The following is a 13,979-nucleotide window of genomic DNA, read 5'->3' on the forward strand; positions in this document are numbered from 1 at the left end:
ACGCGGATAGTAAGCCCCTCCCACTGAACTTGCAAGAGCCCGGCTGATCTAGCCTGACAGGATGAGAGGGGTGCTGCCGGTCCTGCTGTCGGCGTGGTTCATGGCCCAGTTCGACTTCTTCGTGGTCAACGTGGCCGCGCCCGCCGTCGAGCACGACCTGGGCGCCGGTCCGGCGGCCCTGGAGCTGATCGTGGCCGGGTACGCCTTCACGTACGCGGCCGGCATGATCACCGGCGGCCGGCTCGGCGACCGCTACGGCTACCGGCGGCTGTTCGTCCTCGGCGTGGCCGGATTCACGGTCGCCTCGGTGTTGTGCGGCCTCGCGCCCGGCGCCGCCTGGCTGGTCGCCGCCCGCCTGCTCCAGGGCCTGGCGGGCGCCGTCATGGTGCCCCAGGTGCTGGCCATGATCTCGGCCGTCTACCCGCCCGAGCGCCGCGGGCGCGCCATCGGCTGGTACGGCGCCGCCGGCGGCCTCGGCTCCATCGCCGGCCAGGTGCTCGGCGGTCTGCTGCTCACCGCCGACCTGTTCGGCCTCGGCTGGCGGGTCATCTTCCTGATCAACCTGCCGGTCGGCCTGGTCGTCGTGCCGCTGGCCCGGTGGCTGCTGCCCGAGGCCGACCGGCGCGAGCCCGTCGCGTTCGACCTGCCGGGCGCGGCAGGGCTCGCCGCCGGGCTGGCGCTGCTGCTGGTGCCGCTCGGCCTGGGCAACAGCCTGGGCTGGCCCGCCTGGACGTGGGCCGCCATGGCGGCGAGCGCGCCGGTGTTCGCGCTGACCTGGTGGTGGCAGCGGGCGCTGGCCGCCCGCGGCGGGCAGCCGGTGCTCGACCTCGGCCTGCTCAAGGTCCACTCCTACCTGGCGGGCGTCGGGGCGATCGTCGCGTTCATGGCGTACTTCGCCTCGTTCATGTTCACGCTGACGCTGCTGCTGCAGAACGGGCTCGGGCTCACCGCCTTCCAGGCGGGGCTGGCGTTCGCGCCGATGGGCGTGTTGTTCACCGTGACCTCGCTGCTGGGCACCCGCCTGGTCGGCCGGTACGGGCTCGTCGTCGTCATGGCCGGCGGCCTGGTGACCGCGCTTGGGCTGGCGCTGCTGGTGGTGGCGGCCGGGCGCGGGTTGCCGTACATCATGGTCGCGCTCATGCTCGTGGGCTCGGGCAACGGCCTGGTCCTGCCGCGGCTCATCGGCGCGGCGCTGGTGGAGGTCGCGCCGCACCAGGCCGGCATCGGGTCGGGCGTGCTCAGCACGGCGCAGCAGTTCGCCGGCGCGGGCGGCGTCGCCGTGATCGGGGCGGTCTACTTCGCGGTCGCCGAGGGCGGCCACCACGCGCGGGCCATGCGCTGGTCGGCCGCCATCGACCTGGCGTTGATCCTGCTCGTGGTGGCGATGGTGGCCTACAACCGGCGGCGCGCGATCAGGAAGGCGTCGGCAGCAGGGTCCCCGAGAGCTGCCTCACCCTGATCCTGACCACCAGCCGGCGGTCGGCGACCATGCGGTGCAGGAACGCCAGCTCCCCGCCCGCGTCACCGAAGGCCGGCTGCATGGCCAGCAGCTCCAGCCCCACCTCGTCGCCCGGCCGGTCGCTCACGGGGGACAGCTCGGCCTCGCCCTCGGCGACGGCGTAGGAGCCGAAGTCGTCGCCGACGACGTAGAGCGCGCAGCGGGCGTCCTTGTGGAGGCGGCGCACCGTGAGCCGGTCGGCGACGGTCGAGATCCGCACCACCCGGCGCCGGGGGTCCCAGGTGTAGATCACCGTGGACAACTGCGGACGTCCGCCGGCGCCGTTGGTGGCGAGCGCGCCGAAGCGCTGGCCGGCGAGCAGCGCCGACAGAGCCTCCTCGGGCAGCTCCAGAGGCTGTGCCCCCATGGCCCCCATGGCCCCCATTGCCTCCTGTGACATCCCTCGACCCCCGTCGTGATGCGAAATGTCAGCCTATCCGAGTTGTCGGGAGAAGGACTGGACGTCGGAGATCACCCAGTATTCGGAGAATCGTCCGTCCGTCGCGCGTAGGAGGTCGTGCCCGGAGAACGAGATCCGGGTGCCCGGCGGGGCGCTCGTGCCGGGCAGGCCGCCCCGGTAGGCGCCGCTGAACGTCCACCGGGCGGCGACCAGGTCGCCGTCGACGACCGGGCCCACGTCGATCGTGACCCGGACGTCGTCGAACGGCGCGTGGCCCTGCCGGATCGCCTCGGCCAGCCCGTCGGGGCCGTGCACGTCCGTGCCGGGCCAGTGGCCGACGAAGTCCGGGGTGACGAGGTCGTGCGCGAGGGAGAGGTCGCCGTTCCACAATTCGAGCAGCCAGCGCTCGTACAGTTTGGTCAACATGGCGGCATGCCTACCCGCGCGGGACGCCCCTAGCCGCAATTGCCCCAACTGGTACGGCCGCCGCCCGCGATGGACCCGGTGGTCGCCTGGATCGTGCCCCAGAACTTCACGCAGGAGCCCTTGGCCCAGTACTTGACCGGCCCGGCGTACTGCGAGAACTTGCCGGCGTCCATGCGCACGGTCGCGTCCTGCTTCTCGTCCTTGCGCGGCTTGGGCATGACGGTGAGCCTGGCGCTCATCTGCGTCTTCGAGCCGACGAAGCTCGACTTGATCGTGACGACGCAGTTCTCGCCGGTGCCGCGGTTGTACAGGAGGTAGACCGTGCCGTAGCGCTGGCCCCCCTGCGTCTTGACGGGCTTCGCGCCATCGGACACCAGCCCGAAGCCGGAGCCGCAGATGCTCTGCGGGCTTCGCACGGCCGTGGCGTTCGCCGGGGCCGCGAGAACACCGCTGAGGCCGATCGCCGCCGTGAGAAGGATTGCCTTTGCCGGCATGCGCACTAGTACGTCCCTTTCGATTGGTCTTGACTAAAGATCTCGACAAGCATGCCCGAAACTTGGTTATCGGTCCAGGCTTTACGGTCGAAAGCGCCACGACTGTAAGTTGCCGCCATGACTCTCGCCATCATCAACGGATATGTCGTACCGGTTGACGGAGATCCCATCGAGGGCGGCACCGTCCTGGTCGGCGACGGGAAGATCGTCGCGGTGGGCCGGGACGTACGGATCCCCGACGCGGCCACCGTCGTGGACGCCGAAGGCGGCTGGGTGCTGCCCGGTTTCGTCGAGGCGCACGGCCACCTGGGCGTGTACGAGGAGGCCGAGGGCTGGGCGGGCAACGACATCAACGAGATGACCGACCCCAACGGCGCCCGGCTGCGCGCCCTCGACGCCATCAACCCGGCCGACCAGGGCTTCGCCGACGCGCTGTCCGGCGGCGTCACCACGGCCGTGATCAAACCGGGGTCCGGCAACCCGATCGGCGGGCAGACGGTCGCGATCAAGTGCTGGGGCAGGTCCGTTGACGAGATGCTGGTCAGGGAGCCGGTGAGCGTGAAGAGCGCGCTGGGGGAGAACCCCAAGCGCGTCTACGGCGACCAGAAGAAGCTGCCCTCCACCCGGCAGGGCGTGGCCGCCGTGATCCGCGACGCGCTCATGAAGGCGCAGGACTACAAGGCGAAGAAGGCCGCGGCCGAGCGTGAGGACAAGCCGTTCGACCGCGACGGCACGCTGGAGATCCTGGTCCGGGTGCTCGACGGCGAGCTGCCGTGGTGCCAGCACACGCACCGCGCCGACGACATCGCCACCGCGCTGCGCCTGGCCGACGAGTTCGGCTACCGGGTGATCATCAACCACGGCACCGAGGGCCACCTGCTGGCCGACACGCTGGCCGAGCGGAACGTGCCGGTCATCATCGGCCCGCTGTTCACCAGCCGGTCGAAGGTCGAGCTGCGGCAGCGCGCGCTGCGCAACCCGGGCATCCTCGCGCGGGCCGGGGTCGAGCTGGCGATCACCACCGACCACCCGGTGGTGCCCATCCACTTCCTCGTCCACCAGGCCACCCTCGCGGTCAAGGAGGGGCTCGACCGGGACACCGCGCTGCGCTCGATCACCGTCAACCCGGCCCGCATCATGGGCCTCGACGACCGGGTGGGCTCGCTGCGGCCCGGCCTCGACGGCGACGTGGTGATCTGGTCCGGCGACCCCCTCGACGTGATGAGCCGGGCGCTGCGGGTGTTCATCGCCGGGCGCGAGGTGTACTCCTACGTGGACGGGGAATCCGTCGTGGCCGATCCCTATTACCGCGAGTCACGGTGATGTAAGCGACTGTCAAGTGTGCGACGGCCGGGAACGCTCATAGTAGGTGCACCGAGTCGGAGAAAGGCGCCCCCCATGACAGCTCCGCAGTTCGCCAAGAGACCCAGCAAGGCGCTCCTGATCGGTCTGGTCGTCTCAGGCGTCCTCGCGCTGATCGTCCTCGGTCTCATGCTGCACAAAGGCGGGCCGGTCGGGTTCGGGCTGTCGGCGGTGCTGGGGCTCGCGCCGCTGCCGGTGCTGCTGGCCGCCGTGCTCTCGCTCGACCGGCTGGAGCCCGAACCGAAGCTGCACCTCGCCTTCGCCTTCGCGTGGGGCGCGGGCCTGGCGATCGTGCTGGGCGTCGGGCTGACGCTGGCCGGACAGGCGCTGTTCCTGCGGGCCGGGTACGGCGCCCAGCTCGTCAACGACGTGGGCACCGTGTTCCTGGCCCCGGTGATCGAGGAGGCGCTGAAGGGGTCGGCGCTGCTGCTGCTCCTGCGCAGGAAGCAGGAGATCGACGGCCTGACCGACGGCATCGTCTACGCCTCCATGGCGGGCCTCGGCTTCGCCGCCGTGGAGAACATCGGCTACTACCTGATCGCGTTCGGCCAGGACGGCACCGGCGCCGCGGTGCGGCTGTTCGTGCTCAGGGGGCTGATCGACCCGCTCGGCCACCCCATCTACACCTCGATGATCGGCCTCGGCGTCGCCTACGCGCTCACCCGCCGCACGCCCGCCAGGTTCGCCGCGATCCCCCTCGGCTACCTGGGGGCGGTCGTCCTGCACGGGCTCTGGAACGGCGCCGCCTCCGCCCAGTCGCTGGCCTGGCTGGGCACGGCGTACCTGGTGATCATGGTGGCGCTGGTCCTGCTCATCGTGGTCACCGTCGTCGAACGCCGCCAGCTCGTCTCGAAGATGGGCGTCTACCTGCCCGGCTACGGCCAGACCGGCCTGGTCACGGCGGAGGACCTGACGATGCTCAGCACGCTCAAGGCCCGCAAGGCGGCCCGCAAGTGGGCCAGGGGAGCCGGGCTCGGCCGCGCGATGAGCGACTACCAGCAGGCCGCGACCGAGCTGACCGTGCTGCACCTGCGGGCCGAACGGCAGGGCATGGACCCGGGCAGGTTCGAGGCGGAACGTGCCACCCTGCTCGCCTCCATGGCCCACGCCCGGCGCTGGTAGCCGACCCGGGCGAGCTCACGGGCGGGTGAGCAGGGCGGCCAGGGCCGTGACCGCGGCCAGCACGATGCAGGCCGCCACCGCGACCGTCGCCCCCCGGTCCACGCCGAACGCGCCGACGACCGCGGCCACGCCCGCCGCGCCCAGGGAGGAGCCGACGTACCGGGCGGTGTTGTTGGCGCCCGACCCCATGCTGACCCGGTGGGCCGGCACGCTCTCGATCGCCAGATGGGTGATCGAGGAGTTGATCAGCCCGGACCCGGCGCCGCTCACCACCAGCCCGGCCATGACCAGCGGCAGGTCCAGTGAGCCGCCCACACCCAGCAGGCCCGCGAACCCGAGCGCGGTCAGGCCGAGGCCGAGGGCCAGGCGGGCGGCGGTGCGCAGGCGTACCAGCCGGGACAGCAGCGACACCACGAACGACGTGCCCGACCAGAGGCAGAACAGCAGGCCGGTCTGCAACGGCGTCAGCGCGTGCGCGGTCTGCAGCACGGTCGGCAGGTAGCTGAGCAGGCCCACGACCGCCGCGCCGACGACCAGCGCGCCACCGGTGGCGACCAGGAACACCGGCCGTCCGAACAGCTCCAGGTCGAGCAGCGGCTCCGGCCGCCGGCGCTCCACCGCCACGAACGCCGCCACCAGCACCGCCGCCAGCGCGAACGCCCCGATCACCACCGGACGCCCCCACCCGGCACGCCCTTCGGTGACCCCCGCGACCAGCGCCCCGACGCCCAGGCTGAGCAGCAGCACACCCGGCACGTCGAACCGGCGCGGCGCGGGGGAGCGCGACTCGGCCAGCAGCCGGGCCGAGGCCGCCGCCAGGACGAGCGCGCCGGCCGACAGCACCCAGTAGACCGCCCGCCAGCTCACCGCCGTGGCCAGCACGCCGGAGGCCAGCGGGCCCACCGCCGTGCCCAGTCCGATCATCGCGCCGTAGAGCCCCGTGGCCCGTACCCGCTCGGCGCCCGAGGGGTAGGCGTGGCCGACGATGCCCAGGCTGGCGGCCAGGATCGCCGCGCTCGCCCCGCCCTGGACCAGCCTGGCCAGCACGAACACCGGCACCGACGTGCTCAGCGCGGCCACCACCCCGGCGGCGGCCAGCACCGCCGACCCCCACACCAGCACCCGCCTGCGCCCGTGGTCGTCGGCCAGGCCGCCGGAGACCAGCAGCAGCGCCGACAGCCCGAGCGAGATGCCGCCCAGCATCCACACCGGCCCCGTCGGCCCCGCGCCCAGGGACGCGGCCGTCTGCGGCAACGTCACCATCGGGACCGTGTAGTTGGTAAGGACCAGCAGCGGGGCCGAGGATGCCACGGCGAGCGTGCCCGGACGCGCCCGGGTCAGTTCGGTCACTGAACTCATTGGCGCAACGTACCACGGTTCGATGAATGAACTAGCATGGGGTCCATGGCGCTCGGCAAGAACTACGAAGGCCAGGACTGCTCGCTGGCCAGGGCCCTGGAAGTGATCGGCGAACGGTGGACGCTCCTCGTGGTCCGCGACGCCATGTACGGCGTACGCCGCTACGGCGACTTCCTCGCCCACCTCGACATCCCCAGGGCGGTCCTGTCCCAGCGGCTCGGCGCGCTGGTCGAGGCCGGCGTCCTGGCCAGGAGCCGCTACCAGGACAACCCGCCCCGCGACGAGTACGTCCTGACCCCCATGGGCCGGGAGTTGTGGGTGCCCATGCTGGCCCTGTCCCAGTGGGGCGAGCGCAACCTCGGCGGGGCCGGGCCGCGCCGCCTGTTCCACCACGCCACCTGCGGCGCCCGGCTCGACCCCGTGTCCCGCTGCCCGTCGTGCGGCACGGTCGTCGGGCTTGAGGAGATCGAGGTGCGCCCCGGCCCCGGCCTGGAGGACGGCAGGGACGATCCGGTCAGCGTGCTGCTTCGGGCACCCCACAGGATGCTCACTCCGATCGCCTGACAAAATCGGGCGGTAACCCCCGAAAGGAGATCAGATGAGCTGGGCGGAGATCGGGTCCGAGGAGGAGTTGCGGGAACTGCTGGGCGAGGTGATGCCGAGGGCCGCCACCAAGGAGCGGGTCCGGCTGCACCCGCGTGACCGCGACTGGCTGGCGGCCTCGCCGCTCTGCCTGATCGCCACGTCCGACGACAAGGGCAACTGCGACGTCTCGCCCAAGGGTGACCCGGCGGGGTTCGTCCACGTCATCGACGACACCACGATCGCCATTCCGGACCGTCCGGGGAACCGCCGGGCCGACGGGTTCCACAACGTCCTGCGGAATCCGTACGTGGGCCTGATCTTCGTGGTCCCGGGCCGGAACGAGACCCTGCGCGTGAACGGCCGCGCCCGGCTCGTGCGCGAGGCGCCGTTCTTCGACGAGATGATCGTCAAGGGCCACCGGCCGCGGCTCGCCCTGGTGGTGGAGATCGAGCAGATCTTCTTCCACTGCGCCAAGGCGTTCATGCGCTCGCAGCTCTGGACGCCCGACTCCTGGAACCCCTCCGCCCTGCCCTCGCAGGCCAAGCTGATCAAGGAGGTCCAGGTCGTCGAGGAGACGCTGGATCAGCTGGAGGAGTACTACAGCGAGTCCTACGCCAAGAGGCTCTACGGCTGAGCCGCGCGGCCGGCGGGGGGAGCCGGTCGCGTCGGGCCTCGGCGGTGCGGGATCGCGGGATCGTGCGGGATCGCGCGGGTCAGGCGGCGGGCGTCGGCCCGCCGGGGAAGCGGATCACGTTCCGGCCGCTGTAGGCCCGCAGGTCGACCACCTTGGGGTCGGCGGTCACGGCCCTTCCGCGGCGGACCGCCGCCCGGATGTCGCGGATCTTGTGCCTGGCGATGTGCGGCGGCACCACCGCAAGCCTCTTCATGTGAGCCCCCCGTGATGGTTCTGTTACCTCTGTTATCTACCGATACAGCCGTAAGTTCGCTGTAAAGGGTAGCTAATAGGGCAACCTTCGCCCCAACGGGGTGCGCGGATCCGGTTCGGGCCGACGGGCGCGGACGTCGGCCCGGCCGCGTCAGGCCCCCGGAACCAGGCGGGCGGTCACCCCGACCCGGTTCCAGGCGTTGATCATCGCGATGGAGACGACGAGCGCGGCGAGCTGCTTCTCGTCATAGTGCTCGGCCGCCTGCTCCCACACCTCGTCCGGCACGGCCTCGCCGCGGTCGGCCAGGCGGGTGGCCTCCTCGGTCAGCGCCAGCGCCGCCCGCTCGGCCGGGGTGAAGACCGTGGCCTCCCGCCAGGCCGCGACCGACCACAGCCGCTCGTCGCTCTCCCCGGCCTTCTTCATGTCCCTGCTGTGCATGTGCACGCAGTAGCCGCAGCCGTTGATCTGGCTGGCCCGCAGCTTGACCAGCTCGATCGTGGCAGCGGGCAGGTCGCTGCCGTGCATGTACGCCTCCACCGCCAGGAACCCCCGGTAGGCCTCCGGGGCGAGCTTGGCGATGTCGATGCGCTGGGTCATGGTGATCCTCCGTGTGTCGTCGCTTCCATGACACAGGACGAGGCGGCCCGGCGCGATGTGACAGCTCCGCGGAGCGAATTTCCGTCTCAGCCCGCGCAGTTGCCCCAGGAGTTACGGCCGCCCCACGCCTCGATGCGGTTGTCCGGGTCGCGCGTCCAGCCGGCGTACTTCACGCACTTCCAGCTACCGTCGATGTGGCCGGTCTCGGCGTAGAAGCGGTAACGCTGCACGTCCTCGCTCCGGCCGCCGCCGCGGACCTCGATGGAGGCGCCGGTGACCGTGCGGGTGCCGCGGTAGGCGGTCTTGATCGCCGCCACGCAGTTCTTGCCGGCGCTCTTGTTGTACATCAGGTAGACGTGCCCGAGCACCGCTCCGTCGCGCGTCTTCATCGCGCGGTGGCCGTCCTGAACGCGGTGGTAGCCCGCGCCGCAGACGCGCTCGGGCGTCTCGGCGGCCGAGGCGGCTGAGGCGGCGTAGGCGGAGGAGGGGGTGGCGGCGATACCGGCGGCGACCAGACCGGCCGCGATGACCGTGCGCGTCAGCACGATGTTCCCTTCGGCGGGGGATATTAAGGACGTCGTCGATCTTTACTGAGACTTAACCGCAATTCAAGGGGGTTGATGAATGCCGCTCATCGCGGTGTCCGCCGTCTGGGCCGTGTTCTGGGGAGCCTGGTCGGCCCTGCTGCCGGCGGTCAAGCTGGAGCTGGGCGTCTCGGCGGCGCAGCTCGGCGCGGCGCTGAGCGCCGTGCCGATCGGAGCCCTGCCCGCGATGGCGCTGACCGGCCGGCTGGCCCGCGGACGCGAGCGCCAGGCCATCATGGCGGCGACCGCGCTGTTCGGGCTCACCGTGGCGGGGCTCGCCGCGGTCACCGAGCTCTGGCAACTCGCGGCCGGGCTGCTGCTGCTCGGCGCGGCCAGCGGCGCGCTCGACGTGACGCTCAACCTGACCACGGGACGCGTCGAACGCGAGAGCGGCCGGCGGCTCTTCCAGGCGGTGCACGCGGCCTTCCCGATCGCGGTCATCGTGGCCGCCCCGCTCGCCGGCCTGGCCCGGTCGCTCGGCGTGGACGCCGGGATCGTGCTCGTGGTGATCGCGCTGCTGGTGGCGGCGACGTCCCTGTCGCTGCCGGCCCTGCCCGTCGGACGCGGCCGGCCCGCGCCCTCCGGCGACCCCCGCGCGGGGCGCCGGCTGTGGGGGCTCGCGCTGCTGCTCGGGACGCTGGCCGGCTGCGTGCTGGTGATCGAGAACGCGGTCGAGCAGTGGTCGGTGCTCCTGCTGGAGGAGCACAGGGACGCCACGCCCCTGACGGCCAGCCTCGCGCCCTCGGTCTACATGGCCGCGCTCACGGCGGGCCGGATCGCCGCGCAGACGCTGCCCCCGGTGCCGCTGCGCGCGTTGTACCTGGTCGCCGGGGTGGGCGGCGCGGGCGGGATCGGCCTGGCCGGGCTCGGCGGCGGCGTGCCGCTGTCGATGGCGGGCTTCGCGATCACCGGGCTGGCGCTCGGACCGCTGGTGCCCGCCCTGCTCAGCCGCTCGGCCGCCGACGACCCCACCGGGACGCTGGTGTGGGGCCTCTCGACGGTCTCCTACACCGGGTTCGTCGTCAGCCCGCTGCTGGTGGCGGGCCTGGCCGGACCGTTCGGGCTGCCCGCCGCGCTCGCCGTGCTCGGCCTCCTGGGGCTGCCGCTGATCGTACGCTTCGTCGTCATCGATGGTGAATCAGCCTGAATATGGTGTTTCGTTGGGCAAGAGGGCCGTGGATCGGGGTATTGCCCGAGGTGATTGGGACCGTGAAGAGGGGATCACCATGGCCGTCTGCGACAACTGCGGCAACGACTACGACATGGCCTTCGAGGTGCACGCGCAGGGCGCCGTGCACACCTTCGACTGCTTCCAGTGCGCGATCGAGGCCATGGCGCCGATCTGCGAGCACTGCGGCACCAAGGTCATCGGCCACGGCGTGCAGTCGGGCGAGCACTGGTACTGCTGCGCCCACTGCGCCCGCGAGGAGGGCAACAAGGGCATCGTCGACCGGGTGATGGCCGGCACGTCCGCCTGACCCGCGCGGGCGCTACGCCTCCTTGAGCCCCAGCAGCGATCGCATGCGGCTCAGGGAGCGGTCGAGCGCGTCCTGAGGCACCGGGGCGGCGAGGTCGAGGGTGATGGCTCCGTCTCTGGCCTCCCAGACGCCGGCCACCCGCCCTTCGTGCACCACCACGGGCGAGATCCAGCCCGCCTGGCGGCTGACCTTGGGCTTGAGCGGCGGCGGGACGAGCGGGGCGAGGGTACGCGGCGCGCCCAGGATGAACTGGTCGAAGCCCGGCAGCAGGTGGACCTCCGCCGAGGGCCGGGTGGCGGCCAGGTCGTCGGCGTGCTCGGCCAGCGCGTGGAGCACCGTGCCGTCGTCGGCCCTGACCTCCACCAGCTCCGGGGCCAGCGCCTTGACCCACCCCCGGAGCACCGCCTTCCTCGCCACCCCGCCGAACAGCCAGGTGTCGAGCATCTCCGGCGTGGCCGGCCCATGGGCGCCCAGGAACGCCCGCAGCACCCGCACGCCCGCCTCCTCCTGGTCGGGGAGCGCCCCCGGCCAGCCCGGGACCCACGATCGCGGCGCGGTGAAGGTCACCCTGCCCTCGCGGGGCGGCCCGTAGCACAGCTCGCCCAGGCGGCTCAGCGGCTTGAGCAGCGCCCCCCACCCCGACGTCAGCGCCTCGCGCAGATGGGCCTGACCGGTCAGCGCAACGACCGCGTCCACCAGCTCCTCGCGGGTCAGGGGCGCGCCCTTCAACGCCTCGGGGACGGTCTCGATGACGGCCTCGATCTCCGCGGCGGTCACGCCGTGGCCGCGTTGCCAGGAGCCCTTCTCCCAGAACCGCAGCGTGCTCAGCGCCGCGCACAGACCCGCCAGCTCGTCGGCGGGCACCAGATGGAGGGTGCCGCGCATGAGCCAGGTCTTGACCAGCGCACGGTCGGTCCACAGGGCCCGGTCGATCTCCCCCGGGTCGGGCCGGGCGCTCCTGACCGCCACCGCGAGCCGGGCCGAGGAGGCGACCTGCGCCTGCACCCCGCACAGCCGGCGGGCCACCGACACCGCGTCGGGCCCGTCGGCCGCCGTCACGAACTGCCTGCGCAGCCGCCAGGCGAGGATCTGCGGCCAGGTGAGGTCCATCGTCATGGGTCACTTCTACCGCCTCCCACCGACAGATCGCACATCGTGCGAAAAGGGGACATGGGAGAATCGGGCATTCCTCTGAACGGTCATCTTCTGGCCTTGTTCACGGTCACCACCATCGTGGCGATGATCACCCTCGGCCCGGACATGCTCTTCGTCCTGGGGTGCGGGATGCGAGGCGGCCCTCGCGCCGGGTTGCCGGCCACGGCCGGGGTGGCGACGAGCGAGGCGATCCACGTGGCGGTGGCCGCCGTGGGGCTGGCCGGGCGCATCGGCGGATGGCTGCGCCGCAGGGCCGCCGCCCGCCGCCGGGTGGACGTGGCGACGGGCGGCATCCTCATCGGGCTCGGCGTGAAACTGGCCGTGGAGCGCTGAACGCGGGTCAGCCGGTGAAGCCGATGTCCTCGTAGCGCAGGTCGTAGAAACCGCGCGCGCCGACGTTGGCCAGGGTCTGCTTGGCCGCCACGTTCTGCGGACGCTGGTAGAGCGGCAGGACGTTGACCAGCTTCCAGATCAGCCCGTCGGCCTCGTTCGTCTGGGTGCGGGCCCCCGCGGGGTCGAGGTTCTGGGCCGCCTTGTCCATGGCCTGGTCGATCTCCGGCGAGCCCGTCCGGCCGAAGTTGGCGTTCCAGGTCTTGCCGTTCGCCGAGTTCGCGTAGATCCCGTAGCTGCTGGAGATCGGGTACGGCGTCCCGATGTAGGCGAAGGGCGTCATGTCGAAGTTGCCGGGGATGACGTACTTGGTGAAGAAGTCGTCGCTCGGCACCGCCTTGATCGTGAGCTTCACCCCGATCTGGGCAAGCATGTTCTGGGCCAGCTCACCCTCCGACTTGCTGAGCTGCACCCCCGACGGCACCACGAACCGCAGGTCGAGCGGCTGCCCGTTCTTCTGCCTGACGGCCCCGTTCAGCTTCCAGCCGGCCGCGTCGAGCATCTGCTTGGCGCGTTCGGGGTTGTAGACGCCGAGACTTCCGGCGTTGTCCAGGTAGCCCTCCTGGGTGTTCATGAAGAAGTGGTTGTTCAGCAGCGCGATCGGCCAGTCGAGCCCCTGGAGGTCGGACTGAGCGATGGCCTGCCGGTTGATGCCGAGCTGGATGGCCTGGCGCACGTTCACGTCTTTGAGCAGCTCGCTCGACCCGTTGAAGGTGAAGTGCCGGAAGTCGGGCCCGGCGGCCTGGCGTACCTGGGCGCCCTGCGTGGCCCTGGCCCGCGCGTAGTCGGGCGCCGAGGGCCCGACGTCGATGAGGTCGAGCTCCCCGTTGCTGAACGCGCCGATCAGCGAGTCCTGCTCCGAGGCCCGGTAGATGATCTGGTCGAGCTTGGCCCGGTTGCCCCACCAGGCGTCGTCCCGGACGATCGTGATGGTCTTGGCCGTCTGGTCGAAGCCCTTGAACTTGAACGGCCCTGCGGTCACCGGGATCTTGTTCAGCCAGGAGTTGTTGAAGGACTGCGGGGTCCTGTTCGTGGCGGCCGGCAGCAGCGGCCCGAACAGCGACTGCCAGTCGCCGAACGGCTTGGTGAAGGTGACCTTCACCTCGTGGTCGTCCTTGCCCCGCTCGACCTTCTCGATGTCCTGGTAGCCGGTGGCGGAGACGATGTGGTATTCGGGGTTGCGGCCGTTGAGCGCCTGCCACTGGGCCTGGTAGTCGGCCCACGTGATCGGCTGCCCGTCCGACCATTTGGCCTTGGGATTGAGGGTGTAGGTGACGACCTGCTTCGGGCTCTGGTCGGTGACCTTGGCGTCGAGCACGTAGTCGCGGTCGACGGTGATCTCCGCCTTCTCGTCGGAGACGAACGGCGAGGGCAGCAGCGCGTTGCTGATCACGGCCGCCACCGCCAGGTTGCCGTCGACGTGGTTCCTGTTCCACTGGCTGGGGAACTCGTTGATGCCCCAGCGCAGCGTGCCGCCGTCCTTGACCTTCTCACGCGGCTGCGGGTTGATGTCGAAGGCCCTGATGGTCTTGTGCGCACCTTGCGTGCCGCTCGTCGAGCCGCCCCCCGAGCCGCCGCCGCCACAGCTCACCAGGGACAGCGAGCCGGTAACGGCGACGGCCACGACAAGACGTGAAGCTTT

The 13,979-nt window shown here is 71.5% G+C and carries 17 protein-coding genes; 8 read left to right on the forward strand and 9 right to left on the reverse strand.

Going from position 1 to position 13,979, the window contains the following annotated elements:
* Positions 1-61: 61 nt before the first annotated feature.
* A complete protein-coding gene (locus tag ACIHAD_RS05770; protein WP_397353191.1) occupies positions 62-1,459 on the forward strand; it encodes an MFS transporter in 1,398 nt (465 codons plus the stop codon).
* Here ACIHAD_RS05770 and ACIHAD_RS05775 read toward each other — a convergent pair.
* From ACIHAD_RS05775 to ACIHAD_RS05785, 3 genes are all read right to left on the reverse strand, one after another.
* Positions 1,413-1,865: a pyridoxamine 5'-phosphate oxidase family protein gene (locus ACIHAD_RS05775; RefSeq protein WP_397353192.1), complete on the reverse strand. Its 453-nt coding sequence runs from the start codon at positions 1,863-1,865 to the stop codon at positions 1,413-1,415. The two genes, ACIHAD_RS05770 and ACIHAD_RS05775, sit on opposite strands and share 47 nt — an antisense overlap.
* A 66-nt stretch (positions 1,866-1,931) precedes the next feature.
* Positions 1,932-2,324: an ester cyclase gene (locus tag ACIHAD_RS05780; RefSeq protein ID WP_397353193.1), complete on the reverse strand. Its 393-nt coding sequence runs from the start codon at positions 2,322-2,324 to the stop codon at positions 1,932-1,934.
* A 29-nt stretch (positions 2,325-2,353) separates the two neighbouring features.
* A complete protein-coding gene (locus ACIHAD_RS05785; RefSeq protein ID WP_397353194.1) occupies positions 2,354-2,818 on the reverse strand; it encodes a hypothetical protein in 465 nt (154 codons plus the stop codon).
* Between the two features lie 117 nt (positions 2,819-2,935).
* Here ACIHAD_RS05785 and ACIHAD_RS05790 point away from each other — a divergent pair, with 117 nt between their 5' ends.
* On the forward strand, positions 2,936-4,141 hold the full coding sequence (locus ACIHAD_RS05790) for an amidohydrolase (protein WP_397353195.1): 1,206 nt from the start codon (positions 2,936-2,938) through the stop codon (positions 4,139-4,141).
* Positions 4,142-4,216: 75 nt separating this feature from the next.
* Positions 4,217-5,302 (forward strand): PrsW family intramembrane metalloprotease, encoded by a 1,086-nt coding sequence (locus tag ACIHAD_RS05795; RefSeq protein ID WP_397353196.1) that lies wholly within the window; start codon positions 4,217-4,219, stop codon positions 5,300-5,302.
* A 15-nt stretch (positions 5,303-5,317) separates the two neighbouring features.
* Here the strand turns inward: ACIHAD_RS05795 and ACIHAD_RS05800 are convergent, their stop codons facing one another.
* Positions 5,318-6,661, reverse strand: coding sequence for an MFS transporter (locus tag ACIHAD_RS05800; protein WP_397353197.1), 1,344 nt, complete (start codon positions 6,659-6,661; stop codon positions 5,318-5,320).
* Between the two features lie 45 nt (positions 6,662-6,706).
* Here ACIHAD_RS05800 and ACIHAD_RS05805 point away from each other — a divergent pair, with 45 nt between their 5' ends.
* Together ACIHAD_RS05805 and ACIHAD_RS05810 are read left to right on the forward strand one after the other, a co-directional pair.
* Positions 6,707-7,225, forward strand: coding sequence for a winged helix-turn-helix transcriptional regulator (locus ACIHAD_RS05805; protein ID WP_397353198.1), 519 nt, complete (start codon positions 6,707-6,709; stop codon positions 7,223-7,225).
* 34 nt (positions 7,226-7,259) lie between these two features.
* Positions 7,260-7,880: a pyridoxamine 5'-phosphate oxidase family protein gene (locus tag ACIHAD_RS05810; RefSeq protein ID WP_397353199.1), complete on the forward strand. Its 621-nt coding sequence runs from the start codon at positions 7,260-7,262 to the stop codon at positions 7,878-7,880.
* Positions 7,881-7,959: 79 nt separating this feature from the next.
* Here the strand turns inward: ACIHAD_RS05810 and ACIHAD_RS05815 are convergent, their stop codons facing one another.
* From ACIHAD_RS05815 to ACIHAD_RS05825, 3 genes are all read right to left on the reverse strand, one after another.
* Entirely contained in the window at positions 7,960-8,133 is a 174-nt protein-coding gene (locus ACIHAD_RS05815) for a hypothetical protein (protein WP_397353200.1), read from the reverse strand.
* A 150-nt stretch (positions 8,134-8,283) separates the two neighbouring features.
* A complete protein-coding gene (locus ACIHAD_RS05820; RefSeq protein WP_397353201.1) occupies positions 8,284-8,730 on the reverse strand; it encodes a carboxymuconolactone decarboxylase family protein in 447 nt (148 codons plus the stop codon).
* Between the two features lie 86 nt (positions 8,731-8,816).
* Positions 8,817-9,275, reverse strand: coding sequence for a hypothetical protein (locus tag ACIHAD_RS05825; protein WP_397353202.1), 459 nt, complete (start codon positions 9,273-9,275; stop codon positions 8,817-8,819).
* A 79-nt stretch (positions 9,276-9,354) separates the two neighbouring features.
* On the opposite strand from ACIHAD_RS05825, the gene ACIHAD_RS05830 reads away from it, so the two are divergent.
* Together ACIHAD_RS05830 and ACIHAD_RS05835 are read left to right on the forward strand one after the other, a co-directional pair.
* A complete protein-coding gene (locus ACIHAD_RS05830; protein WP_397353203.1) occupies positions 9,355-10,461 on the forward strand; it encodes an MFS transporter in 1,107 nt (368 codons plus the stop codon).
* A 79-nt stretch (positions 10,462-10,540) separates the two neighbouring features.
* Positions 10,541-10,792 carry a hypothetical protein gene (locus tag ACIHAD_RS05835; RefSeq protein WP_358004094.1) on the forward strand — a complete coding sequence of 84 codons (252 nt, stop codon included), beginning with the start codon at positions 10,541-10,543 and terminating at the stop codon, positions 10,790-10,792.
* Positions 10,793-10,804: 12 nt separating this feature from the next.
* Here ACIHAD_RS05835 and ACIHAD_RS05840 read toward each other — a convergent pair whose 3' ends face one another.
* Entirely contained in the window at positions 10,805-11,908 is a 1,104-nt protein-coding gene (locus ACIHAD_RS05840; RefSeq protein ID WP_397353204.1) for a winged helix DNA-binding domain-containing protein, read from the reverse strand.
* A 96-nt stretch (positions 11,909-12,004) separates the two neighbouring features.
* Here ACIHAD_RS05840 and ACIHAD_RS05845 point away from each other — a divergent pair, with 96 nt between their 5' ends.
* Positions 12,005-12,280 (forward strand): hypothetical protein, encoded by a 276-nt coding sequence (locus ACIHAD_RS05845; RefSeq protein WP_397353205.1) that lies wholly within the window; start codon positions 12,005-12,007, stop codon positions 12,278-12,280.
* 7 nt (positions 12,281-12,287) lie between these two features.
* Here ACIHAD_RS05845 and ACIHAD_RS05850 read toward each other — a convergent pair whose 3' ends face one another.
* On the reverse strand, positions 12,288-13,961 hold the full coding sequence (locus ACIHAD_RS05850) for an ABC transporter family substrate-binding protein (protein WP_397353206.1): 1,674 nt from the start codon (positions 13,959-13,961) through the stop codon (positions 12,288-12,290).
* Positions 13,962-13,979: the final 18 nt, after the last annotated feature.

Source organism: Nonomuraea sp. NPDC052265 (assembly GCF_044547985.1).
GTDB lineage: Bacteria > Actinomycetota > Actinomycetes > Streptosporangiales > Streptosporangiaceae > Nonomuraea.